This window comes from Stenotrophomonas sp. STEN063 (genome assembly GCF_056854515.1).
This window is the reverse complement of sequence record NZ_JBXFWF010000005.1, coordinates 54,411-77,481: the sequence shown is the minus strand read 5'-3', so window position 1 is coordinate 77,481 and position 23,071 is coordinate 54,411. Positions and strand designations below refer to the sequence as shown.

Here is a 23,071-nt window from a genome sequence, read left to right as displayed (position 1 = left end):
ACTTGATCAGCGGAACATCCCGGGCAGCAGGCGATGCCAGCGCGGTGCACGCAGGCGCGGCAGCAGATCATCGTCGCTGCCACCACCGGCAGCACGCGGGGTAGCGGTTTTGGCCGGGGCCGGCGTTGCCGGCGGGGCGTTGGCGATGCCAACGGCGGCAGCCGGGGCGGCTACCCGCTCCACTTCGGCTGGCGCGTAGCTGCACGCACTTTGGCCAGCGCCGCCGAGCGCATCCGAAGCCTGCGCTGCAACCGGCGCCAGCAACAGGATCAGGCAATGAGCGAGGTGGCGCATCGTCAACATCCAAAGGCGGGCTAATTCCCGATTCTAGCCTGCTTTTTCTCCGGAAAAGGGGAGTGGCGCTGGGCGGCCTCCGGAGCTTGCCGCATAATTTCCCGGTCTGTTGTGAGGAAGCTGCTGTGGATGACCGCCAATTGCTGGCCAAGCTGGGGGCCGGAGCGTTGTCCGGCGATACGCTGGCGCGTGAGCTTGGGCTGACCCGGGCGGCCGTCTGGAAGCGTATTCAAGGGCTTCGCGCCGCTGGTGTGATGATCGAGGGCCGCGCCGGCGACGGTTATCGACTTGCCCAGCCGGTTGAATTGCTGGACCCGGCACAGATCCGCGCGGGCCTGTCGGCGGCGGTGCAGCCATTGCTGGCCGAGCTGGAAATAGCCTGGTCATTGAGCTCAACCAACACGGAATTGCTGCAGCGCAGCGCGCCTGAGCGCGGAACGGCGGTGCTGCTGGCCGAACGGCAGACCGGTGGTCGTGGCCGTCGCGGCCGCCATTGGGCCTCGCCGCTGGCTGCACATGTCTATCTGTCACTGTCGCGCGGCTTTGGTGGCGGCCTGTCGCGGATGGGCGGGCTGAGCCTGGCGGTTGGCGTGGCCGTGGTCGAAGCCCTGCACGGGCTGGGCTTCCGCAACGCCGGCTTGAAGTGGCCCAACGACGTGGTCGTGGACGGGCACAAGCTCGGCGGCCTGCTGGTGGAGGGCGGCGGCGAATTTGCCGGCCCGGCACGAGCGGTGATCGGGCTGGGTTTGAACGTGCGCATGCCGCAGGCCAGCGCCGCCGACATCACTCAACCGTGGACCGATCTGGATACGTTGGCCGGCCGTGAGGTGTCGCGTAATGCCGTGGTCGCGGCTTTGCTGGCGTCCCTGCTGCCCGCGCTGGAACAATTCGAGCAGGACGGCCTGGCCCCGTTCCTGCCGCGCTATGCGGGCATGGACGTGTTGCAGGGCCGCGCAGTGCGAGTGGAAGAAGCCGGCGTGCTGCACGATGGCGTGGCCTGCGGGCTGGCCGAGGACGGCGCATTGCGGGTGAATATTGATGGGCGGGAAACCTGTTTCCATGCCGGCGAAGTCAGCGTGAGGGCGGCATGAGCGATTGGTTGTTTGACCTGGGTAACTCGCGTTTCAAGTTCGCGCCATTGCAAGGCAATCGCGCTGGCAGCGTGCAGGCCTGGGCACATGGTGCCGAGGCGATGACCGCCAGCGCGCTGGAAGCACTGCCGCAAGGCGATACCGCCTGGGTAGCCAGCGTTGCCTCGGCAGCGCTGACGGAAGAAGTCATGCAGATCCTGCAGGCGCGCTTCACCACGGTGCAGGTGGCCAAGACCCTGCCGCAGTGTGCGGGCGTAACCGTGGCCTATGCACGCCCGGAGAAATTCGGCGTGGACCGTTTCCTCGGCTTGCTGGCGGTCGCACCAGCGCAGAATTCGGTGCTGGTGGTCGGCGTCGGCACCGCGCTTACCATCGACCTGATCGATGCGGATGGCCTGCATCGCGGCGGCCGCATCGGCGCTTCGCCAACGGTGATGCGCGAAGCCCTGCATGCGCGCGCCGTGCAGTTGCCCGCCAGCGGCGGCGACTACACCGAGTTCGCCAATGACACGGCTGATGCGTTGGCTTCCGGCTGTGATGGTGCCGCAGTGGCGCTGGTCGAACGCAGCCTGCGCCAGGCACAGCAGCTGCTCGGCAGCGAGCCGGTGCTGGTAGTACATGGTGGCGGCGCATCGCCGTTGTTGCCGTTGCTGCCCGGGGCCGACTACCGACCGGCGCTGGTGCTGGATGGTCTGGCGCGTTGGGCAGTTCACCACGGCGCGTGTGCCCGGTAGGATCACCGCATGCTGACCCGTCTCCTTATCGTCCTGCTGGCCATCCTCAATGTTGGTGTCGCGCTGTGGTGGATGGTGCCGCGCGCTGAGCCGGTCGCTGCCGTGCCGCCTGCCGAGCCTGGCGTCGCCAGTCTGGAAGTGCTTCCTTCGCCGGCGCCCGGGAATGTCGGTCCAGCAGCCCCGGCTGCTGCTGAAACCCCGGTTGCAGCGGCAGTGGATGCTGCACCGCTCAACGCGGCGCCTGCGGCGGTTGCCGCTACGGAGGCCAAGCCGACTGCGCTGCCGCCAGCCGCCACCGCAGTGCTCGAGACCAAGCCCGATCAGGCCAAGCCGGCCGAGATCAAGCCCGCCGAGGCCAGGCCGGCAACCGTCGTGCAATGTGCCAGCCTTGGTCCGTATGCCACGCAGGCGCAGGCGCAGGCGGCGTTGACCGCGCTGGGCGCTGATGCCGCCCGCCCGCGTCTGCGCGAGGTGCCCGGCAAGGCAGCCAGCAGCTACCGGGTGCTGATCGCCCCGGCGGCCTCACGCGAGGAAGCCCAGGCCACCGCCAAGCGCATCGTTGAGGCCGGTTTCAGCGATTACTTCGTTGTCGCCCAGGGCGAGGAAGCCAATGCCGTCGCCCTGGGTCAGTACCGCAACCGCGAAGGCGCCGAGCGCCGCCTGGCCAGCCTGATCGCTGCTGGCTTCCCGGCCAAACTGGCCACCAGCGGTACCGAAATCGCGCCCAGCTGGTGGGTGGACACCGCCACCGCCGGTGCCGCCACCCCGGCCAGCTTGAAGCAGCGTGCAGCTGCCCCCCAACAACAGTCGTTGGATTGCGCGCGTCTGCGGTAGAATGGCGCGCCCCGCCACGGCGGGGATCGGGAAGCACCGGTGTCGACCGGGCTTTCCCCAGGCTGCAGCGCTACCATCGCGCGACCGCAGCACGTAACACGCCTTGCCGCTTTAGCTCAGTTGGTAGAGCAACTGTCTTGTAAACAGTAGGTCATCCGTTCGATTCGGATAAGCGGCACCATCGCCTGATCCTATGGCGTCCAGGCAAGTCCAGAATTCATACTAAGCCCGCAAAAATGCGGGCTTTTTTGTGCGCTTTGGTCCGAGCTTGTCCACGTACATCCAGCGACGTTGGGGGTACAAGTGGGGGTACATTTCGGAAAATGGAGTTCAGCAAGGAGGATGTACCCCCAATGGGTGCTAAGCAATTGACAGATATGGCCGCGCGCAACGCGAAGGCAAAGGACAAGCCCTACAAGCTGGCGGCAGGGGCAGGCCTCTACCTGCACGTGATGCCCAACGGGGCTAGATACTGGCGGATGAAGTACCGCTGGGATGGCAAGGAGAAACTACTGGCGATTGGGGTGTACCCCGAGGTTTCGTTGAAGGAAGCTGGAGAAGCCCGGGATGAGGCTAGGGCGAAGCTTCGTGCGGGACGTGATCCCTCCGAGCACAAACAATTGAGCAAGCTCACGTCCAAGCTGTCAGTGGATACCCGTTTCCAGGCGATAGCCATGGAATGGCTAGAGTCCCGGGGGGACTTGGCGCAGTCAACGCGAGAGAAAGCAGCATGGATGCTTGAGACCTATGCCTTTCCTTGGTTGGGCAAGAGGCAGATCAACGAGATTGGCACTGCTGAGGTATTGGCGGTGCTGCGCAGATTAGAAGCTCAGGAAAAGATCGAGTCCACGCAACGTCTTCGCCAGATCTGTGGGCAGGTCTTTCGCTACGCCGTGGCCACCGGAAGGTTGGATCGTGACCCGACCAGTGCTCTTCGTGGTGCTTTGAAGACGGCGAAGAATAGGCACTACGCGTCAATCACCGATCCGGCGAAGGTTGGTGAGCTGATGCGGGCAATTGATGGGTACACGGGGCAGCTCGTCACGCAGTGTGCGCTCCGCTTTGCTCCCCTGGTCTTCACTCGTCCGGGGGAGCTGCGTAAGGCGGAATGGGAGGAATTCGATCTTGCTGCGAAGCAATGGAACATCCCTGGAGCGAAAATGAAGATGGGGGTAGCTCACGTTGTCCCGCTTTCCAAGCAGGCAGTTGCAGTACTTGAGGAACTGCGACCGGTCACGGGGAATGGACGCTACGTGTTTCCGTCCGTTCGGAGTTCAAGGGATCCAATGAGCGAGAACACCGTCAATGCAGCTCTTCGTCGCCTGGGCTACGGGACTGACGATATGACCGGGCATGGCTTCCGAAGCATGGCGTCCACTTTGCTTCATGAGATGGGATGGACATCAGATGCGATCGAAAGACAGCTTGCTCACTCTGAAAGAAATCCCATCAAGGCTGCCTACAATCGAGCGGAGCACTTGCCTGAGCGCAGGAAGATGATGCAAGCGTGGGCAGACTACTTGGATAAGCTGAAGGGGAAAGGTCAGCCGCACCTAAAGTTGGTGGGCTGACTCTCCGCTTTTATGTCTTAGATTGCCCTGCGCGGCTGCTGTCGCGCAGGGCGCTATTGACCCATTGCGGAGGCTCGAGACTCCCATCTGGAAGCGTTCCGTCTCTGGTCGCTCAGTCCGGCTATACGTTCCTCTCATAGCTTTTCATGGCTGACCCCGTATTCGTACTTAGAATCGAACTTAATTCTTGCTCTCAGCTGCGGCCTGTCGGATCAGGTAGTGCTTGAGCACCCACCCTTCTACCTCTCGATCCTCTAGGTGGTTTCTGTACCGGACTTTGAGCCAACGACCTTCCTTGCCAGTAGCCGTTACGATCTGGTTCGGATGGGCAATATCCAGAAGGGCTCCTCCCGTGATCGCCGACCTGACACGAGCCGGACGAAGCCCAACCACGTAAAGATCCTCTCGAACGGGCGCATGCGCAGCCACGTCATCCAGGGCCTTGTGGCCGGAAGCGGACATTGCGCTAGTGGTCGATTTCCTACCACCAGAAAGATGACGTTGCGGATGAATCCTCACGAATCTAGATCCGCATATTTAGTCCCATCGGATACAACGTGGAAGTCTTGATCAGTTGCCTTTCGATTATATTGGCTGAGGCCTCAGGGATCCCATAAGCCGAGATGTCGTGCACACATATCACGTTCTGGCCCTGCATCGCCCGCATAGCCTCGTGAAAACGGCGGTTCGAGTTCTTTTCCAGAGCATCTTCAACGTGCTCCATGTATCTCTGCTGCCACGAGCGCCGGGATCGGCCGACATAGCTCATGCCTTTGATCGTCTCGTAGCCGATACGGCTTTTGGTGAAAACAAACGCCTTTAATTGCTCTTCTGCAGTTCCACTTTCTTGAATTCTATCAAGCTCTTCTTGAGTGAAAAGCGGCCGTTTGTAAGTATGCCGATAGACGATGTGATCACCGGTAGGTGTGTACTCCGTCGAGCAGTAAAGCAGGGGCACGTACACCAGTGTGCTGCCTCCGAACAAGCGATGTTTGCTTTCAGCGAAAAAACTGACCCCGCTCATCTGGCCGGGCTCCAGCATCAAAGTGAAAATCGAAGACCCGGTGTCCACGTCGTGATGGCCGACAAGCCGGATACCCGTGTGCGGGACACCTGTGGTCGCTGAATCACGAAGTTCGCCCTTGAGGACATTCACACCTTGGTACCGCATGACCGCGTCCATGGCGACATCCACGTCGAAATGGGGGCCGAAGAAGAGCCGCAGAACATTAGGATTTAGAAAGCTCGACATGTGCGAGTGAGAAGGTTACTGAGGTGAATCAAGTATGCCTGTTGCGAAATGGTATCTGTAGCATGCCTTGACGCAAAAAATTGCCTCCGAACAGAGGCAGTCCGAAGTGCTCAATTAACGTCCCAATCATGCGACCTCACATGGATCGGAATCGGTTCGAAGCGGATCCCGCCTCAGCGAACCATGGAGGCGGGAGTCTATTCGGAGTGCGGCGGATGACTCCTTGTCATATGTGCACCAAAAGCCTTCTGTGTCGATTCCGAAATTTCCAGTAGTGCTGGCAGCCAGTCCCTGTACTGATCGAACGCTTCCTTGAAATTTGCCCTGTTCTCTTCTGCCTCGATTCCGTAGATGTTGTAGAACGCAATGGTGCCTACTGGAACACCCTTAGGAGCTCGGCCGGCTTTGCGCATGTTCTCTTCGTGGAGCACGGCACGCAGCGACTCTTTGTGATCAGTCCGCAGGTAGTTCGCCAGGTTCGAGATCTCCTGGTAGACCTTACCTGCGTAATCGAATGCTTCGGCTGTCGTGGGAATCTCGCCTTTGTGGAGCGCCCCGTTCCGAGCAGCAGCCAGTTTCTTGTCGAACTCGTACGGCTTTCCGGTCGCAGCAAGATAGAGAAACAAGAAAGCGCCGAATTGCCGCTCAGACTGCGAGGCCACCTCCTTCCACGAAGCCTCGAAGTTGCCCGGATCAACACGGCTGGACCGGGCGAAGACACGGATCGCAAGCTCGAAAAGTCGCTCGCGCGACGCAGCCAGGCATGCGACAGCTTGAAGCGTCTGATCATGGATCAGTGCGTCTGCAGCAGCGGTCAGCAGCGTTTCGAACTTTGGGTTCTGGACGATGGAGAATGCTTCGTGGCCATGCGGGCATGTGGCCTCGACCGTGTGTCCATCGTAGTAGTCGCCTACGAACAGGTACGGTTGGACGCCGCCTGACTTGGTGCACTCAACGCACTGCAATAACGATTTCATCCAGGAACCTACCTCGTAGCAGAACTTATCGACACTAATTTAGGTGATCGAATCGCGTGAGCGTGCTTAGTCCAGTACACCGGCGCGGCCAATCTCGATCAGCTCGTCCGCTTCAGCTCGGTCGGCATGATGATGCCATACCATTGCTTGGGCTTCCCCCGAGAGTCTGCTTCTGGCCGAAAGCCGCCGTTCGTTAGTCCTCCAGACACGGATCGAATGTCCCGGTGATGAGGCAGACCCCTATCTGAAAGAATTTCAGACCCTTAGTACTACGTTGAAGCAGGATCCTCCTGCTTTGCGTTTGCGCCGCGCATCGGCGTATCGCTTCGAGTACTAGGCATGAAAGATAAATCTGAGTTCCTCTATTGCGTCTTTGTTGTGGCTGCGGCCATCTTGTCGGCCGTAGCCCGATGTTCATTCACCCGTCCCGACCAGTTCGGCCGCGATTCCTACGACTAAACCAACAATCCAGATAGACCCACAAGGCCCGGCACTGTCCGGGCCTTGTGCGTTATGCCGTCCATCAAAGGAGATCGAGATGCATCACGTTGAAACCATGGCTTATGCCGGCCAAGTTCCTTGGCATGGTATCGGAAGCCAGTTGGCCCCAGGCCAGTCCATCGAAGTATGGCGCGAGCGCGCCGGCATGAACTGGTCCTTGGAGGAGGCCGTGGTGCGATTCGCCGCCGAGGCTGAAGATCAGTATCCCGTTCGGGCATTCCCCGGGCAGAAGGTGCTTTATCGTTCTGACACCAAGCGACCGCTGGCCGTGGTGTCCAAGCGCTATCAAGTAGTCCAGCCGCGGGAGATCCTTGAGTTCTACCGCGACCTGACGCGGTACAGCGGCTTTGAGCTGGAGACGGCAGGGGTGCTTCGTGGAGGGCGGAAGTTCTGGGCATTGGCCCGTACTGGACAGGGTGTGGCCTTGAACGGCCAGGATCAGGTCAACGGCTATCTTCTTCTGGCTACGGCCTGTGACGGAACGCTGGCTACCACCGCCCAGTTCACCTCAGTTCGTGTGGTTTGCAACAACACCCTGCAGATCGCTGTCGGGGATCGAACCGGAGCCATCAAGGTCCCGCATCGCAGTGCCTTCGATGCGGACAGAGTCAAAAGCCAGTTGGGTATTGCTGTTGAGGGCTGGCATGCCTTTGTGGAGCGGATGCGGATCCTCTGTGAGACACCTGTGAACCCTGACGCAGTCGATGGGGTGCTGCGCAATTTGCTCACGTATCCTGCTGGTCAGAATGGGAAGGCGGCAGTCGTGAATGAGCAGGCTGTAGCCAAGGTGCGGGCGCTGTACGACGGGCAGGGGAGAGGAGCTAGCTTGAAGACCAGCAAGGGCACCGCCTTCGGTCTCCTCAACAGTATCACCGAGTTCGTGGACCACCATCGCCGGGCGCAGAGTACGGAGAACCGCTTGGATGCAGCCTGGTTCGGCCCAGGTGCCTTGCTAAAACAGAAGGCGTGGAAGGAACTGTTAGGGGAAGGCGCATGAGCACATCGCCGCAGAAGCAACGCCTGAAAGAGCTGCCTGGAAGTTTGAACGAACGTGACAGCTCCGTCCTCTCCCAAGCATTGGAGATTCTTGAGAGCAGAGCAATGGTCAGTGGCCTTCTGTTGGGAGATCCGGAGGTTGCCGGAAGGTTCTTCCGTCTCCGTCTCGGCAGTGAAATCCGCGAGCACTTTGAGGTGGCGTTCCTCGATGCCCGCAACCGCCTGATCGCCGTAGAAAGGCTGTTCTCAGGCTCCATAGACGGGGCTGAGATCCATCCGCGGATAGTCGTCCAACGTGCCTTGGCACTGAATGCGGCAGCGGTCCTGCTAGCTCACAACCACCCCAGCGGACATTGCGAGCCGTCAGCAGCGGATCGAGCCATCACCAAGCGGTTGAAGGAAGTATTGGCGATGGTGGAGGTGAGGGTCATCGACCACCTTGTGGTGTCTGCAAGCCAAGGGACCTCGATGGCTCAACTCGGGCAGATCTAAGGCCCGGATACCTAGGAGAACAGCATGAAGGAAACGGAGACGGCCTGGTCATCGACCAGGGCGGCAATGGCTCGTGCCAAAGCGGCTGATTTAGACCGGCAGGCCCGGGAGGTAGAGCGCTCAGCTACCGACGGAAACTGGCGCATGAAGGCGCGGGCTAGAGAGGCCGCCACCGGGCTTAGATTGCGAGCTGGAGCGTATCTAGTCGAAGCGCTCCGATGGGAGCAACGGGACTAGTAACTCGCGCTTACGGCTTGGTGACCAAGCCGGGTGCAAGCGCGTGTAGCTTTTCGATCAAGTCAGGATGCTGCTGTAGTAGTTGCAAAAGTTGAACAGCAGAGGCTTGCTTCTCCGGAGCGATGTTGGAAAACAACAAGATCGTTTGCGCCATTTCCTGGTTGTCAGCCAGCAAATATGCAGGTGGAACCTCAAGCACCTGGGCCAAGGTATCTAGGCTATCGAAGCCAACAGCCGTGACTTGGTGTTCGTAGCGATTGATTCGGGAAGAACCCTTTTCCTTTCCTAGTCCCATGCGATCTCCCAAGGCGCGCTGGCTCAGCCCGCGCATTTGGCGGGCCTGCACAAGTCGTGCGGCAAATAGAGAGCGGAGGGCCTCGGACACGCTGAAATCAATGCGATCGGATGGGCACCCATCATGACGAAGCCTCTATCAGTGTGGCAGACTCTATTTCACAGATAGAGGCCTAAGGAGTCAAGCGGGAAGCGGCTGCTAAAGCCAATGGCATGCAGTCACTTATGGAGAAACTGATGTCCGGAGAAAACCACTATGAAGTCCTCGGGGTACGCCCCGAGGCACCGCTCTGGGAAATAGAACTGGCCTACAAGGGCCGGCGGAGCCAGTACCACCCTGACCGCTACGCCGCGGGGGACGAGGCGTCCGTGGCATGGGCGACCGCCAAGATGCAGGCCATTAACAAGGCCTATGCGGTCCTCAAAGATCCGGACCAACGCGAGCGCTTCGACCGTACCCAAGCGGCGGCGAAGCCACCTAATCCAGGTCCCTGGACGGAGCGGGCCAGGGCTCCAGAGCCTCCGCCGCTTCGCTCACTCCGAGAAGCACTGGAAGGGCTCGAGTTCAGTAACGAGCCCTTCGAGCGTGTGTTCGTGGCTCCTAACATCCCAAGGAAAAAGCTGCAAGGGGCGCTGGACAGCTACGGGGAGAGGCTGCGTGCCCAAGACGTTGTCGTGCTCATCGACGACACCGTGTTCGGTGGTGCCAGGGAGGGCGTGCTGATCACCGAAACCCAGATTCGGTGCAAGGCCAAGTTCGAGCAGGCTGAGATCCGGTTACTGGGTTGTCTGACGGAGATTACCGCCCACGGTGCGCACATCCGGATCCATGGCGAGCCCTTCATCAGCTTGAGCATTCCCAACCCGGATGACCTGCGACGACTGTTCAGAGCCGTCAGCCACTACTTGCAAGAAACCAACTGATCTCAACCAACAGGGGAATGACATGAAGTACCTGATAGGCCTATACGGCGTGACCGTGCTGATCGCGGCCATATGTTTCGATATCTGGGGGCGCTATGCCTACAAGGGGTTCTTCTACAACCTCGGGCAGGGCCTGGTCTGGCCCGTAGTGGTCTTCCCGTCATTCGGAAAGCTGATCGGCGGTGTGGTCTGGATCGTGGTGATCTTCGCCCTGCTTGTCCTGGTGAAGAGGCGATAGACATGACTCTTCGGAAACGAGCACTTCTCCCAATGGTGATCGTCGTGCTGGCACTCAGTGCCTGCAGCAGCGAGCTGGACAAGTTGCGTGGTCAATTCGTCGATAACTGTGTGGCCGGTGGAGCACCGAAATCCAGCTGTAAATGTGCCTTTGACAAGTTGCAGGAACACTACGGGGAACAGGGGTTGCTGGCTATCGAGAAGCAGAGCACCCCGCCACCTGATCTTTCCGATCGGCTCTTTGTAGCAGCGGGTCAGTGTCGAAACCGCTGACGCATCCTGGCGCCATGTTCAAGAAATAGCGTGCCGACAAGGACGCTGGTTAACCCTGGCGGCCGAACGTTGGCCGTTCAACCATCGATACAAGGAATTCCATGAAAAGTATCAACTACGTTGCAGCCATGCTGGCTGCGCTTCTTCTTGGTGGCTGCAGCAAGCCAGTCCTGGACTGGCGCAATGCAGAACTGAGTAACGGCAAGATCTATGAATCCGGCTCCAATGAACCCTTCGACGGACGGGTGACCGGTGTACCGCACAAGCAGCTCGAACCGCTCTTGGGCTCTCTGAGGACCATCCTTCAGAACCTGAACACCAATCAGACCACCAGCATGACCGCATTGCTGGGCAACTTGAACTATGTCTGCGATGTGGAGGTGGAAGAAGGATTGGTAGGTGGCCAGTACATTTGCCGCTATCCGCAGTCACAGGTGGTCGCCTACGAAGGCAAGCGGACCGACGGTGGTCTGGATGGGGAGACAGTATTCCATACGAAGACGGGCAGTCCTGGCGTCATCCTGACGATGCAGAACGGTCGCGTGGAAGGGCCCATCAAGATCTACTTCGCCGAAAAGCCGGGACAGCTCTCTTACCAGGCTACGGCTGTGAACAGCGGTCTGGAAGGAGAGGCGGTCAGCTACTACCTCAACGGCCAGGTCAAGGTAAAGGCCAACTTCAAAGGTAGCGTGCCTGTAGGGCTGTGGGAGGCCTACTGGGAAGAGAACGGAGCAATCTCAGAGCGAGGCCTGTACGAAGGCGGAAAGCTAGTCTCGCAGACCCACTATCTGCAAGACGGCACGGAATACCTGACGGAGCCGGAAATGTGGGCGCTCCATCGCTCGATCTCGGGAAGTGATGATTTCGCTCTGACGCCCAAGCAGGAAGTTCTGCTTACAGAGGCGGAGAAACGCTACAACGCGGTGCGGCTGCTGACGCCGGCCCAGCGCGAGGCGAGGTATCAGGCGGAGCAGGAGAGCATTCGGGCTGACAAGATCGCTCGCGGTCTGGATCCGGACTGTTGGGTCTGTGACGGATCAGACAAGAGGAACTGATGCGGTAGTGAAGGAAGATAGCGGGCGTGCACAAGCACGCCCGCTCCATGCGCGTGGTTAGTTTTTTCCAAAACGACTCCAGGAGAGGGTATGAAGAAGGTAGGTATGTTGGTGGGAGCCATGTTGGCTGTACTGGCGCTTGTAGGTTGCAAGAAGGAAGCGGCTCTCACCCAGGCCGGTGACATCAACCTAGCCGGATGCGAAGTGCCGGCAGGTTTGACGGCTGCACAGGCGGAGGCGATCAGCTGCGCACCAGCGCTGGCAGAGCCTCATATCGCAGCAGAGCCCTCAGTAGCTGCGTCGGATGAGAGCATTATCAATGAAGCACTGGCTCGGCAGGCTTTCATCTTCGATCAGGCGGATGAGAACGTTGAAGCGAGGAAGTTCGCTGAAGGTGACCTCAATGGCGACGGTGTCAGCGATAAGGCCGTGTTGTTCGTACTGGAGGCGACCAATGGTGGTAACGCCTACGCAACGCATCTGGCTGTCTTTGTAAGAGAGGCTGGCGCACTGGCATATGCCGACTCACTGCCGGTGTCTGGGTACGGTGAGGGCGTTCAGGGTTTCACGGTCAAAGAAGGAACGGTTGCGATCAAGACCCTGGTACAGGGACCTGAGGATGCCATCTGCTGTCCTTCAGTGGAGAAGAATGTGAGCTACGTTCTTCAAAACGGGAAGTTGATTGAGGCTAAGCCTATCAGTGCAGCCTACTGATTCAACTGATGCTCGGAGCGTGATGAGTAGTTTCTTACTCCTAGGTGCATAAGGTATGAGAGAAGCCGGCCACTAGTACTTACACAACCCTCAGCCAACGACATGCACTAGATGCAATGGAAGGGAGGGGGGAATGCAGAGCGCGCACTTACCGTTTCTCCAAACTCATCAGGCTAAGTAGCTTTCTAGCCACCCCATAGAGGCAAGTGACAAACGTCACTGGCCTTTCTTCGTTCCAGACAATGAGGGTCACCGTGTCAACATTTCATCTAGAGGTAAAGACTGGCGCCAAGGGCAGAGCCGTAGGGCATAGCGCCTATATCTGTCGCGAAGGAAGGTATCGGTCACGGGAGGACTTGATCGACGTTGGGTTCGGGAACCTACCTTCTTGGGCTGAGGGAAGTGCTCGAGCGTTCTGGGCCGCAGCGGATGCACACGAGCGCATGAATGGTGTCGCGTACAGGGAGTTCATCGTTGCGCTTCCAAACGAGCTCGTCGGCATCCGGTCGAGAGAGCTGGTGCAGGATCTCATTCACTTCCTGGCGGGAACGAAGACCTACGAGTACGCGGTGCATGTACCCGAGGCGTCCCTCGAAGGAGGAATGAATATGCACCTGCATCTGATGGTGTCAGATCGCATGCCGGATGGGTTCCAACGATCCGCCCGGCAGATGTTCCGGAGGTACAACTCCTATAGGCCTGAAACAGGCGGATGCAGGAAGGATGCGTGCGGCAGAACGAGCGTGCAGGTAAGTGAAAGCTTGATTGAAATTCGCCAAATGGTTGCGAGCATCATTAACGAACACTTGCAGCGCAATGGCATCACGGAGCGTGTTGATCACCGGACATTGAAGGAACAGGGTGTTGGACGCAGGGCGGAGCGTCATCTGGGGGCGTTCCGTATCCGGGGCATGTCGGAGAACGAGCGGTCGGCCTACGTGGATGCCCGCCAAGCCATGCGGGGGCAAAGGGTGCTTTAAGGATGGTGGGGCAGGGAGCCCAGAAAACCGTGCGACTTTGCCCCAACTGGGGCATTGTCGCATCGTGTGCATGTGCTTCCGGTCTGAAAAGGCCGGGGCCGCTTCCTTCTGGTAGTCACCAGGACAGAGAAAGGCCGCTCCTCTCGGAGCGGCCTTTCTTGTGCGGGACGGCTGGGGTCAAAGCGCCCCGGGACGATCAAAGAAGGCGGGGTTGAGCTCAATGACGAGCTTGCCACGTCCGTAACGGCGTTCAGGTACTACGCGGATGACATCCTCCTCCTCCAGTAGGTCCAGTGCGGCAACAAAGCGTGCCTGATGGCGAACAGGGCCGTCCTTGCGAACGTCATTGCGGTAGACCCAGGTGCGACCGCGGGTCCAGTACTTCCTGCGCATGCACCCTATCAAGGCCCGGGCGTCCTTCTCGTCTTCTGGAAGGTCGTTGTGGTCGCCGAACTTATCGAGGAACTCATCGTGATAGAAGCGTGTGACGTTGATGGCACGCTGCAGCGTCGCACGCTCGATAACCTCACCTTCGATACCCTCAAAGTGGTGGAAGATGCCGGCGATACGGCTGGCGATCTCCATGGTCTTGGAGGCCGCATCACGGATGCTGTGGTAGGCGCGGCCCTCTGCGAGCTGCGGTTCGATGATGTCGTAGACCTCCTTCCACAGTGCCTTGGCATCGGTCGAGAAGCGCAGCACCTTCTTGCTGTAGTTGCCATCGGCATGGCGGTGGTCGCGAGCTTCTAAGAGCGCGGTCATGCGCTTGTGGAAGGCCAGCACGTTAGCGCCGTGCGCCGGCTCCTCGTCGGTCAGCTCCTTGGCAGCACGGTAACCCTGGGTTGACTCGGGATGGCAGAACACGAAGCGAGCAAGAAACCCGGATGCCCGTGCCGTACTGTTCTTCATCTTCAGAAAATCCTGAAACAGATCCTCCTGGATCATGAAGCTGAGCGTCAAGCGCGGATCCGTGACCTGGACTACCTCGTCAGCGCGGTCCAGCATGAGCAGCGAAGGAGCATCCCACAACTTGTTCAGGGTTGCAGAGTTGCGGAACGCGCCGCTCTTCAGGAGCGTTGCTCCCTCATCGCTAAGCATGGCGATGGACTTGCCATCGCCCTGCACCGCATTGATCAAGCCCCGCTCGGTGGCGTCCTGCACAATGATGCGAGTGCATTCAGGCTTCACGGGTTCGGCTGCCTTGTGCACGGCAAAGCGCTGGCGCAACTCGGTGGTGTCACCATCCTTTGCGATGGTGCTCGTAATCAAGCGATTGATCGCCTTGCTCTCGATCTCCCAGAAGCCGTGATCGACTTCGTACTGCTCCATCGCGGCCTTGTACACATTGGCGTAAGACAATTCATAGTCGTAGATCGGCTTCATAACCAGCTTGTCCGTGGCCGTCTTGCGCTCGCCGGATTCCGCGACAGTCGCCAGATAAAGCGCACAGGGCGTTGTTGCCCCATAAGGCAGCATGACATCGACGTCGGACTGGCATGCGATCGACATGCCAGTCAGGAACGATGTGGCAACCAGGGAATCCGGCGCCTGGATGGTCTCCATGGTTTCCTCAATGGCCAGTGCAACCGGCTTGTAAAACTCGTTCACCGGGAACGCGAAGGTGGGGATGCGCTTGTTCATTAGAGTGCCTTGTCGGTGCTGGAGGTATGGGTGGCGGCCTGCGCTGCCATGAGTTCCTTGAAACGGGCGGGGTGCAGCTTCAGGCCCTGGGTCTCCAGCACCTCCAAGATTGCCTTCTGGCTCACCTGCTTGTTCAGCAGCTCCACGATGGTTGGGTACAGCAATGCAAACAGCTGGGCTTTCTGATGCTGCTGCTTGGGCTGCAGCGCCTTGAGTGCATCCGTGCAGCGGCTGGCCTGGTCCAGCAGGCGGTCGTCGGCATGCATGACGGTAATGTTGTCGGAATTCATCTGTCTTCCCCTTACCGTGCCGGCTGCGCGGCAGCGCAGGCCAAGACATAAGCCATCACTTCCGAGCGCCACCACGCGGTAGGCGAACGGTCGGAGGCGCCGAGCTTGAAAGGCTTCGGAGCGCGGGCGTCGTACGCCGGCAGGCGCGCATTGAGGCGGGCATACCAGGTGCTCTTGGACAGGCCGACGATCGACAGCACCTCGGGCAGGCGGATTGCCTGGTCCAGCACAGGGCTGCGTTGGAACGTCTGGAGGATGGCCTCCAGACGTTCGATGGTTTCGCTGCTGATAGGCAGCGTGTTGGCGCTGGCTGCGGCGAGGTTGGCTTCCTTAGTACGGGAAGCGGCGGGGCAGCTGCTAGTAGCAGTTGTAGCGTTGTGCAACACGGGTTTCTCCTTGGTTGACCGCGGTGTTTTGCGGGGTGCAGGGAGAATGACCTTTAGTGCCAATTTCGAGAATTTACCCGCCGGCGGGGTTCTTTACTTGATTCTTACTATCTGATAGGCCGTATGTTTTGGTCCGCTCATGTAGCTCTTTGAATGCCTTCCTGAACCCGGAACTCTCTCGAATGCCTTGCTTCTTCTTTGTCAGCGCCATGAGCATGTTGTGCATGCGTTCGCTCACGGATGTAGCGGCGGCGCTGCCTTTATTGTTCCAGCTCTTGTAAGCAGCAACTGCTTCGGAGTACTTAGGATCGAGCGCGATCAGATCCGCGATGACGGCGCATAACTCATCGGCAATACTGATATTTCTGGAGACTTTGTAGGAATTGACTACTTCCACTGCTATGGCGACGATTGCATCTCTAGGAGCAGTGTCTATTCCCTTTTTGCCTCTTGCCCGCTGTGCTTCTGCCTCGGTGATTGGCGAGTAAGTCGTACCGAGGTAGAAGTTTCCCTCTAGAAGCGCGTGTAGTGCCCGAGCTTCATCCGAAGCGTTGTAGGCATTCCTTGCTTCAATCCAGAAGGCGATGGCAATCTCAAGCGCATCGTCCACATCGATGGTGGCTTTGGGCTTGAGCGTGTCGCGCTGTAGTTGAAGGTGCTGCAACTTCGAGTACGCGACTTGTCTGTAGTATGCCCCTTCTCCTTCGATACGGGAGAGCTGAACGCCCGCCCATGCCTCAGCGATCTGGTTATCGAGGTCGGCGAACGCTTTAGAGTTCTTGAGGATCTTCCGGACCTTCCAGTTTGCATAGTCGGTAGCGTTGCCGTGCTTCGTTAGATGCTTGCATGCTCTTTCCCATAGCTCTGAGAAAGGGCAAGGATCGAATTTTCTGTTCTCATGCGCGCTTCGGATTCTGGCGAGTAAGCGCTCGAACAACAGGGCGGTCGTGGGCAGTCTTTCGCCGCTGTCATAGGTTCCAGTTGGATGACGGTTGCATGGCCTCGGTGATGTTGGAACCAGGGGTTGGTCCGAGGGGTACATTCGCCAAGCGACCGAAGTCTTGGGGGAAAGGGTGCTCACTAGATTTTCGATAGGCATAGACTCTTCCTTGAATGAATTGCTGCTTTGCATTGTTAATTGCAGTTGACACGTTAATGCGAGCTTCTCGCTGACTCAGAATCTAATGTAGCGAGAAAGCCGATTTTTAAAGTTCATCATTTTGGGGGATTGACGTTGCGCTGGTTCTTGCTCTAGCCATCGGCGGCTTTTGCGTCCCCTTGTTGTGCCCCGAAATTTCGCTGTACTGACTTCAAATTGAGCACGCCGGAAAGTTTGCGAAAGCCGGAAGCGAGCGTGTGCAAATTTTTGGTGCAGACGAAATTCTAAATCGCTTTAGTTTGAAGGCGCCCGACAGAACGAAGACAGCAGTAGGGGCTCAGGGAAAGAATGGAAAGTGCACTCGATTGAAGTCCCTCTAGGACTCAACGACGCAGCCCGCGTATCACTTTCGCCAGCGTCTTGACTCCCTCTTCGAGTTCGGGAGGGGCGTGGGCAGCGAAGCCCATCAGAAAGCCCGACGTAGGGGCGTCCGATGCGGATAACGTGGTTAGGCCGAGCAGATCGATGCCGGCGCCATGTGCGGCGTCCACGGCGTCGGCTTCGGGCAGGTCGCCGACGAAGACGCAGGGCATCTGCATGCCGCCTGCCGGCACGCGGGGCTCCATGAATTCGGACAGGTGTTGTCGGACCAGCTCTGCGAGCACGTCCCTTCGTTCTGCATACACCGCGCGCATGCTACGCACATGGGCTCCGAAGTGGCCGCCTTCGATGAAGCGCGCGAGCGTGAGTTGGGGGATGGGGGCGCTGTGGCCATCAAGCAGGGTGCGTGCGGCGGTCATTGGCGCGATCAATGGAGGTGGAAGCACCATGTAGCCGATGCGAAGACCGGGGAACAGTGATTTGGTGAAGGTGCCGATGTAGATGGTGCGCTCGTATGGATCGAGCCCTTGTACGCAGGCAGTCGGTTTGCCTGCGTAATGAAACTCGCTGTCGTAGTCGTCCTCAATAATCCAGCTGTCGTGCGCCCTGGCCCACTCGATGATGGCCAGGCGCCGGTCCAGCGGCAGCGTTGCGCCGGTAGGGAACTGGTGCGAGGGTGTTAGGAACACAGCGCGTGCAGCGCCGCCGGGCTGCAGGCTGGCCTCAAGCAGGCGGTCGACTTGCAGTCCATGCGCGTCGACCGGAACAGGCACGCAATGCAACCCAGCAGCTTCGAAAGCTTTGCGTGCACCGTGGTAGCCGGGGTCCTCGATGAAAATCCGCTCTCCTGCATCGAGCAACAGAGTCGCGCACAGCGTCAGTGCCTGCTGGGAGCTGGTCAGTATCAACACGCGATCGGGTGTGGCACGCGCGCCGCGTTCCAGGTTGACGTAGTCAGCAATGGCCTGTCGCAGTGGCGCCATGCCCTGCGCGGGGCTGTGCAGCAATGCCCGGGTGCCGTACTCCTTCAGGACCTGCCGTTCCAGCCGTTTCCAGATCTGCAGGGGAAAGCTGCGCGTCTCCGGCACACCGGGAGCGAATGCGCGCGGCGCGAGGAAGTCGCGCACGCCGCCGCGCTGGACGAGTGCGCTGCCGCGCTGGCTCAGGCGCGGCGCCGTACGGACGGGCGGGGTATGCCGTGCCTTACTGCGTCCGGGCCGGCGTTGCGTGTGTTCGGAAACGAAGCTGCCGCTGCCCACGAGGCGTTCAATGAAGCCCTCGGCATGCAACTGGCCGTAGGCGGTCTCGATGGTGTCACGTGAGACGCCCAGCGATTTCGCCAGCGCACGCGACGCGGGCAGGGGCCGGCCGACATCGAGCATGCCATCGAGGATGAGCTGGCGTATCGCGCGTTGCACCCGGAGATGCAGCGGCAAGGCGCTTTGCGCAGGGTCGCCGATCGCGGCCTTCACCGATTCAAGTTGGGCATGTTTGAACAAATGGTCTGCTCTATAGGGTGAAAGTGGCGGGGGAAATCGGGCCATTGTCCGCCTATAAATGGGCACCGCAAGTCCACTGCCGCTGCAGGAGAAGCCCGTTACACATGGCCGATGCCCCCACATCTGCGTCCCTTCACTGGAAGGACCTCCCTCACCCGGTTATCGCCGGGCTCATCTCTGTCATCGTCAACTATGGCGGCACCTTTATCCTGGTGTTCCAGGCCGCCAAGAGCGCGGGCCTAAGCCCGGAACTGACGGCCTCGTGGGTGTGGGCGGTCTCCATAGGAGTCGGTGTCACCGGCATCGTCTTGAGCTGGACGACCCGCGAGCCGATCATCACCGCTTGGTCGACGCCGGCTGCAGCATTTCTGGTCACCGCGCTGACCACGACCCCATACGCGGAAGCTGTGGGCGCCTATCTGATCTCGGCGGCTGCCTTCGTGCTATTAGGCTTGTCGGGCTGGTTCGAGCGCGTGATTCGGCTGATTCCGCCTGGTGTGACCGCCGGACTGCTGGCCGGCATCCTGCTGCAATTCGGTATCGGTGCCTTTGCCGGCGTCAGCCTGGATCCACTGCTGGCGGGCCTGTTGATCGTCGGCTATCTGGTACTCAAGCGCGTGTCGCCGCGTTATGCGGTGGTGGGTGTCCTGGTCTTGGGGCTGGCGTTCCTGTTGTTCCAGGATCGGGTCGATGTCGCTGAGCTGCGTCTGGCATTGGCCGCACCGGTGTTCACCGTGCCGGCCTTCTCCTTCAATGCCCTGTTTAGCGTAGCGTTGCCGCTGTTCCTGATTACGCTGACCGGCCAGTACATGCCGGGCATGCTCGTACTGCGCAATGATGGTTTCAAGACCAGCGCCAGCCCCATCGTGGCGCTGACCGGATTGGGCTCGTTGCTGATGGCGCCGTTCGGCTCGCACGCGTTCAACATCGCCGCCATTACCGCGGCGATCTGCACCGGCCGCGAGGCGCACGAACAGCCTTCCAGACGCTGGGTTGCCGGCGTGGCCGCCGGTGTGTTCTACATTCTGGTCGGCGTGTTCGGCGTCACACTAGCGACGCTGTTCATGGCGTTTCCGGCGACCTTCATCGCTACGCTCGCTGGTCTGGCGTTGCTGGGCACCATCGGGGGGAGCCTGGCCAGCGCGCTGGCCGACGCCAAGACCCGCGAAGCCGCTCTGATCACGTTCCTGGCTGCGGCCGCCAACATAAAGCTGCTGGGCATTGGCGGGGCGTTCTGGGGTCTGGTGATCGGGCTGGTGGCGTACGCGATCCTCAACGGTCGATCGTCGCAGACCGTGCCGGTGGCCACGGCAATGCCTTTGAATGGGAGGCCCCATTGATGCCGGTTACATACCTCACCCCCACAGGTCACGACCGGCACGGCCGCTATCCCGAAGCAACCAGCGTCGAGGATTTCCAGCGCAATTTGGCAGCCGTGCATGCGCGCATGGAGGCCGCTTGCCACCGCGCCGGACGCGATCCGGCGACGGTGCGCCTGCTGCCCGTCAGCAAGACCAAGCCCGAGGCCAGCCTGCGCCTGGCGTATGCCGCGGGTTGCAGGCTGCTGGGCGAGAACAAGGTGCAGGAAGCGCACCGCAAGTGGGAGGCGATGCAGGATCTGAGCGATCTGCAGTGGTCGGTCATCGGCCATCTGCAAACCAACAAAGCCAAGCAGGTGGCGCGGTTCGCCAGCGAATTCCAAGCGCTCGACAGCCTGCGCGTCGCCGAGGCGCTGGAGCGACGTCTGCAGCTCGAGGGCCGTTCGCTGGATGTTTACTTGCAGGTCAATACTTCGGGTGAGGCAAGCAAGTACGGACTGGCGCCGGATGACGTGCCAGCCTTCCTCCAAGCGCTGCCTGCGTACCCGGCGTTGCGTGTGCGCGGCCTTATGACCCTGGCGCTGTTTTCCAGTGAGGCTGAGCGCGTGCGCCGCTGCTTCGGCCTGCTACGCGAGCTGCGCGACCGGCTGCGACAGGATATGCCTACCGGCATTGCACTCGACGAACTGTCGATGGGCATGTCGGGTGACTTCGAGATCGCGATCGAGGAAGGGGCGACGGTTGTGCGCGTCGGGCAGGCGATCTTCGGTGCGCGCTTGCTGCCCGACCACTACTACTGGCCCGAAGATGCGGGTGCTGAAATGGCGCCCGCATGAAGACGGTTGAGGTCATCCGCCACCTGGCGTTCGAGAACTTGCGCACGGGGGTGCCGCTGGTCGTCGCGCGAATCTACACCGTGTCCTATTTGGAAGCAGGTAGCAAACGTGTCTGCGTTGACTGCCTTGTCCCGGCCAGTCTGCTGGTGGTCATGCCTCCCCCAAAAATTACTTCACCCGATAGGACATTCCCATGTACGACGCCACTCTAGCCCTTTCCGATTTCGACCCCGAGCTGGCGCAGTCCATCCAAGATGAATTGCGCCGGCAGGAAGATCACGTCGAGCTAATTGCGTCTGAGAACTACGCCAGTCCGCTCGTGATGGCGGTCCAGAACTCGGTGCTCACCAATAAGTACGCAGAAGGTTACCCCGGCAAACGCTACTACAGTGGCTGCGGCTTCGTAGATGTCGCCGAACGTCTAGCGATCGAACGTGTCAAGGCGTTGTTCAATTGCGACTACGCCAATGTCCAGCCGCATGCCGGCGCGCAGGCGAACGCAGCGGTGTTCCTGGCGCTGGCCCAGCCCGGCGACACCGTCATGGGCATGAACCTAGCGCAGGGCGGTCACCTGACGCACGGCAATCCGGCCAACTTCTCCGGTCGCCACTACAACATCGTGCCTTACGGGCTCAACCCCGATACAGGTCTGATCGACTACGATGAGATGGCGCGCATTGCGCATGCAACGCGGCCGAAGATGCTGATCGGCGGCTTCTCGGCATATTCGCGCCACAAGGACTGGGAGCGGATGCGCGCGATCGCCGACGAGGTGGGCGCGATCTTCTGGGTGGACATGGCGCATGTCGCCGGTCTGGTGGCTGCGGGCGAATACCCCGATCCGCTTCCGCATGCCCATGTCGTGACCAGCACGACCCACAAGACGCTACGCGGCCCGCGTGGCGGCCTAATCCTAGCCAAGGGGCAGGGCAGCGATTTCTACAGAAAGCTCGATTCGGCCGTGTTCCCCGGCACCCAGGGCGGGCCGTTGATGCATGGCATCGCGGCCAAGGCGGTGGCATTCAAGGAGGCGATGCGCCCCGAGTTCAAGACGTATCAACGCCAAGTGGTGACCAATGCTCGCGCGATGGCTGCGGTGGTGCAGCAACGTGGTTACCCGATCGTATCGGGTGGCACCGACAACCATCTTATGCTGATCGATCTGTCTGCCAAGCCGTACACCGGTAAAGACGCCGACGCTGCGCTAGCCGATGCTTACATCACCACTAACAAAAATTCCGTACCCAATGACCCCCGTTCGCCGTTCGTAACCTCAGGGCTACGCATCGGAACGCCGGCGGTGACAACACGCGGCTTCGGTGTGCCCGAATGCGAGCAACTGGCGGCGTGGCTGTGCGATGTGCTCGATGCGCTCGAGTTTGGTGGCGAAGTACTGACAAGCACCCGTGACCAAGTGCGTACGAAGGTGGTGGCGCTGTGCAGGCGCTATCCGGTGTACAGCTGAGCAGCTCCAGAGCACCAAGGGGACGTTGCGCGGCACCGTACGCCTTGCAGCGTCCTTCCTCATTCTTTCAGCAGCTCGTCGATGTTGTCTCTTCGATTGCCGTACCAGACCCTAGCGCTAGAGGCCTATCGGATCTCCGCGCTCGCGTACAGCTCCTGGACAATAGTCCGTTCGGCAAGTCGCTGATCGAGCTAGTCTATCTGTGCATGTCACAGATCAAAGGCTGTGCGTTTTGTCTCGGGATGCACGCCGCGGTTCTGCGGGCAGGCGGCATTCGGACGATGATCTGGCTGCAGACTAAAAGGTAGTTTGCTGCTGCTGAAGTTCAAGCTGCTTGGCCGCACTGGCACTGAGGGTGGCGCGTTCCTTATTCAAATACTCATGAATCATTTTGAGGCGCGATATTTTGCTTTCAATATCCGCCATCTTCTTGGAGATGATAGCCACGCCTGCAGCGCAATCGATCGCCTTGCTTCGGCGAGCACCTAGAATTTCGCCTATTTCACCAAGCGAAAAGCCCATGCTCTGCGCATGCTGGATGAACTCCACGTCCTGCAGTGTTTGTGCTGTGTAGAAACGGTAGTTGTTGGATCGCCGCGACGGTGAGATCAAGCCGATCTTTTCGTAGTAGCGCAGGGTATGGCGACTAGCGCCACTACGGATCTCGAGTTCGCCGATTCTCATGAAGAAGCTCTTGAC

Annotated in this window: 25 protein-coding genes and 1 tRNA gene; 16 read left to right on the top strand and 10 right to left on the bottom strand. The window is 59.8% G+C overall.

Going from position 1 to position 23,071, the window contains the following annotated elements; translation table 11 throughout:
* Positions 1 to 6 precede the first annotated feature (6 nt).
* Positions 7 to 294, bottom strand: coding sequence for a hypothetical protein (locus AC1VWL_RS02835; protein ID WP_481614669.1), 288 nt, complete (start codon positions 292 to 294; stop codon positions 7 to 9).
* A 125-nt stretch (positions 295 to 419) separates the two neighbouring features.
* On the opposite strand from AC1VWL_RS02835, the gene birA reads away from it, so the two are divergent.
* From birA to AC1VWL_RS02810, 5 genes are all read left to right on the top strand, one after another.
* Positions 420 to 1,385: a bifunctional biotin--[acetyl-CoA-carboxylase] ligase/biotin operon repressor BirA gene (gene birA / locus AC1VWL_RS02830; RefSeq protein ID WP_482985676.1), complete on the top strand. Its 966-nt coding sequence runs from the start codon at positions 420 to 422 to the stop codon at positions 1,383 to 1,385.
* Positions 1,382 to 2,119, top strand: a complete 738-nt coding sequence (locus AC1VWL_RS02825; protein WP_482985675.1) for a type III pantothenate kinase — start codon at positions 1,382 to 1,384, stop codon at positions 2,117 to 2,119. Before birA ends, AC1VWL_RS02825 begins: the two co-directional genes overlap by 4 nt.
* Before the next feature lie 9 nt (positions 2,120 to 2,128).
* Positions 2,129 to 2,953, top strand: a complete 825-nt coding sequence (locus AC1VWL_RS02820; protein WP_482985674.1) for an SPOR domain-containing protein — start codon at positions 2,129 to 2,131, stop codon at positions 2,951 to 2,953.
* Positions 2,954 to 3,058: 105 nt separating this feature from the next.
* Positions 3,059 to 3,134, top strand: a tRNA-Thr gene (locus AC1VWL_RS02815).
* Between the two features lie 172 nt (positions 3,135 to 3,306).
* A complete protein-coding gene (locus AC1VWL_RS02810) occupies positions 3,307 to 4,524 on the top strand; it encodes a tyrosine-type recombinase/integrase (protein WP_303748442.1) in 1,218 nt (405 codons plus the stop codon).
* A 523-nt stretch (positions 4,525 to 5,047) separates the two neighbouring features.
* Here the strand turns inward: AC1VWL_RS02810 and AC1VWL_RS02805 are convergent.
* Both AC1VWL_RS02805 and AC1VWL_RS02800 read right to left on the bottom strand, forming a co-directional pair.
* The gene (locus AC1VWL_RS02805; protein WP_482985673.1) at positions 5,048 to 5,707 is read right to left on the bottom strand and encodes a hypothetical protein; all 660 of its coding nucleotides are present in this window, start codon (positions 5,705 to 5,707) and stop codon (positions 5,048 to 5,050) included.
* Positions 5,708 to 5,973: 266 nt separating this feature from the next.
* Positions 5,974 to 6,753: a hypothetical protein gene (locus tag AC1VWL_RS02800; RefSeq protein WP_482985672.1), complete on the bottom strand. Its 780-nt coding sequence runs from the start codon at positions 6,751 to 6,753 to the stop codon at positions 5,974 to 5,976.
* A gap of 538 nt (positions 6,754 to 7,291) precedes the next feature.
* Between AC1VWL_RS02800 and AC1VWL_RS02795 the strand changes: the two genes are divergently transcribed.
* Together AC1VWL_RS02795 and AC1VWL_RS02790 are read left to right on the top strand one after the other, a co-directional pair.
* The gene (locus AC1VWL_RS02795) at positions 7,292 to 8,251 is read left to right on the top strand and encodes a DUF932 domain-containing protein (RefSeq protein ID WP_482985671.1); all 960 of its coding nucleotides are present in this window, start codon (positions 7,292 to 7,294) and stop codon (positions 8,249 to 8,251) included.
* Entirely contained in the window at positions 8,248 to 8,742 is a 495-nt protein-coding gene (locus tag AC1VWL_RS02790; RefSeq protein ID WP_482985670.1) for a JAB domain-containing protein, read from the top strand. The genes AC1VWL_RS02795 and AC1VWL_RS02790 overlap by 4 nt, the downstream gene beginning before the upstream one ends.
* A 247-nt stretch (positions 8,743 to 8,989) precedes the next feature.
* Here the strand turns inward: AC1VWL_RS02790 and AC1VWL_RS02785 are convergent, their stop codons facing one another.
* On the bottom strand, positions 8,990 to 9,364 hold the full coding sequence (locus AC1VWL_RS02785; protein ID WP_312917247.1) for a helix-turn-helix domain-containing protein: 375 nt from the start codon (positions 9,362 to 9,364) through the stop codon (positions 8,990 to 8,992).
* A 134-nt stretch (positions 9,365 to 9,498) separates the two neighbouring features.
* Here AC1VWL_RS02785 and AC1VWL_RS02780 point away from each other — a divergent pair, with 134 nt between their 5' ends.
* The 5 genes from AC1VWL_RS02780 to AC1VWL_RS02760 all read left to right on the top strand — a co-directional run bounded on the left by AC1VWL_RS02780 (position 9,499) and on the right by AC1VWL_RS02760 (position 13,456).
* Complete coding sequence (locus AC1VWL_RS02780) at positions 9,499 to 10,197, top strand: J domain-containing protein (RefSeq protein WP_482985669.1); 699 nt, start codon at positions 9,499 to 9,501, stop codon at positions 10,195 to 10,197.
* 22 nt (positions 10,198 to 10,219) lie between these two features.
* On the top strand, positions 10,220 to 10,435 hold the full coding sequence (locus AC1VWL_RS02775; RefSeq protein ID WP_062168854.1) for a hypothetical protein: 216 nt from the start codon (positions 10,220 to 10,222) through the stop codon (positions 10,433 to 10,435).
* A gap of 373 nt (positions 10,436 to 10,808) precedes the next feature.
* Entirely contained in the window at positions 10,809 to 11,762 is a 954-nt protein-coding gene (locus tag AC1VWL_RS02770) for a toxin-antitoxin system YwqK family antitoxin (protein WP_482985668.1), read from the top strand.
* Between the two features lie 90 nt (positions 11,763 to 11,852).
* Entirely contained in the window at positions 11,853 to 12,476 is a 624-nt protein-coding gene (locus tag AC1VWL_RS02765; protein WP_482985667.1) for a hypothetical protein, read from the top strand.
* Between the two features lie 242 nt (positions 12,477 to 12,718).
* Positions 12,719 to 13,456: a MobA/MobL family protein gene (locus tag AC1VWL_RS02760; RefSeq protein ID WP_482985686.1), complete on the top strand. Its 738-nt coding sequence runs from the start codon at positions 12,719 to 12,721 to the stop codon at positions 13,454 to 13,456.
* A gap of 177 nt (positions 13,457 to 13,633) precedes the next feature.
* On the opposite strand, the gene AC1VWL_RS02755 is transcribed toward AC1VWL_RS02760, so the two are convergent.
* The 5 genes from AC1VWL_RS02755 to pdxR form a co-directional block, all read right to left on the bottom strand.
* Positions 13,634 to 15,097: a YfjI family protein gene (locus AC1VWL_RS02755; protein ID WP_482985666.1), complete on the bottom strand. Its 1,464-nt coding sequence runs from the start codon at positions 15,095 to 15,097 to the stop codon at positions 13,634 to 13,636.
* Entirely contained in the window at positions 15,097 to 15,387 is a 291-nt protein-coding gene (locus AC1VWL_RS02750) for a hypothetical protein (RefSeq protein ID WP_482985665.1), read from the bottom strand. Before AC1VWL_RS02750 ends, AC1VWL_RS02755 begins: the two co-directional genes overlap by 1 nt.
* Positions 15,388 to 15,398: 11 nt before the next feature.
* On the bottom strand, positions 15,399 to 15,773 hold the full coding sequence (locus tag AC1VWL_RS02745) for a helix-turn-helix transcriptional regulator (protein WP_482985664.1): 375 nt from the start codon (positions 15,771 to 15,773) through the stop codon (positions 15,399 to 15,401).
* A gap of 73 nt (positions 15,774 to 15,846) precedes the next feature.
* Positions 15,847 to 16,710, bottom strand: coding sequence for a hypothetical protein (locus tag AC1VWL_RS02740; RefSeq protein ID WP_482985663.1), 864 nt, complete (start codon positions 16,708 to 16,710; stop codon positions 15,847 to 15,849).
* Positions 16,711 to 17,255: 545 nt separating this feature from the next.
* Positions 17,256 to 18,752: a MocR-like pyridoxine biosynthesis transcription factor PdxR gene (gene pdxR / locus AC1VWL_RS02735; protein ID WP_482985662.1), complete on the bottom strand. Its 1,497-nt coding sequence runs from the start codon at positions 18,750 to 18,752 to the stop codon at positions 17,256 to 17,258.
* A gap of 104 nt (positions 18,753 to 18,856) precedes the next feature.
* On the opposite strand from pdxR, the gene AC1VWL_RS02730 reads away from it, so the two are divergent.
* From AC1VWL_RS02730 to AC1VWL_RS02715, 4 genes are all read left to right on the top strand, one after another.
* The gene (locus AC1VWL_RS02730) at positions 18,857 to 20,092 is read left to right on the top strand and encodes a benzoate/H(+) symporter BenE family transporter (protein WP_482985661.1); all 1,236 of its coding nucleotides are present in this window, start codon (positions 18,857 to 18,859) and stop codon (positions 20,090 to 20,092) included.
* Positions 20,092 to 20,907 (top strand): YggS family pyridoxal phosphate-dependent enzyme, encoded by an 816-nt coding sequence (locus AC1VWL_RS02725; protein WP_482985660.1) that lies wholly within the window; start codon positions 20,092 to 20,094, stop codon positions 20,905 to 20,907. Before AC1VWL_RS02730 ends, AC1VWL_RS02725 begins: the two co-directional genes overlap by 1 nt.
* 193 nt (positions 20,908 to 21,100) lie before the next feature.
* The gene (gene glyA, locus AC1VWL_RS02720) at positions 21,101 to 22,372 is read left to right on the top strand and encodes a serine hydroxymethyltransferase (RefSeq protein WP_482985659.1); all 1,272 of its coding nucleotides are present in this window, start codon (positions 21,101 to 21,103) and stop codon (positions 22,370 to 22,372) included.
* Complete coding sequence (locus tag AC1VWL_RS02715; RefSeq protein WP_482985658.1) at positions 22,345 to 22,680, top strand: carboxymuconolactone decarboxylase family protein; 336 nt, start codon at positions 22,345 to 22,347, stop codon at positions 22,678 to 22,680. The genes glyA and AC1VWL_RS02715 overlap by 28 nt, the downstream gene beginning before the upstream one ends.
* Here AC1VWL_RS02715 and AC1VWL_RS02710 read toward each other — a convergent pair.
* On the bottom strand, positions 22,670 to 23,056 hold the full coding sequence (locus tag AC1VWL_RS02710; RefSeq protein ID WP_482985657.1) for a MerR family transcriptional regulator: 387 nt from the start codon (positions 23,054 to 23,056) through the stop codon (positions 22,670 to 22,672). The genes AC1VWL_RS02715 and AC1VWL_RS02710 overlap by 11 nt on opposite strands.
* Positions 23,057 to 23,071 lie beyond the last annotated feature (15 nt).